Genomic DNA, 292 nt, shown 5'->3' on the forward strand with positions numbered 1-292 from the left:
CTGGCCGCGAAGGGCCTGACCACCGGCGAGGCCCGGTCGTCTTCATCGACGCCATCCACGTGAAGATCCGTGACGGCGCGGTCGCCAACCGGCCGGTCTATGTGGCCCTGGCCGTCACCACCGAAGGGCGGCGGGAGATCCTGGGGCTGTGGGCCGGCGACGGCAGCGAGGGAGCCAAGCACTGGCTGCACATCCTTACCGAGATCAAGAACCGCGGCATCAGCGACGTGCTCATGCTGGTCTGCGACGGGCTCAAGGGCCTGCCCGAGGCGGTGGAGACCGTCTGGCCGAA

1 protein-coding gene is annotated in these 292 nt (G+C 69.2%); it reads left to right on the forward strand.

Going from position 1 to position 292, the window contains the following annotated elements; translation table 11 throughout:
- Window positions 1–292 (forward strand): IS256 family transposase (locus tag IH25_RS0137070; protein WP_030621594.1); only part of this gene is annotated, 292 nt, incomplete at both ends.

Origin of the sequence: Streptomyces achromogenes subsp. achromogenes (assembly GCF_000720835.1) — a bacterium.
Lineage (GTDB): Bacteria > Actinomycetota > Actinomycetes > Streptomycetales > Streptomycetaceae > Streptomyces > Streptomyces achromogenes.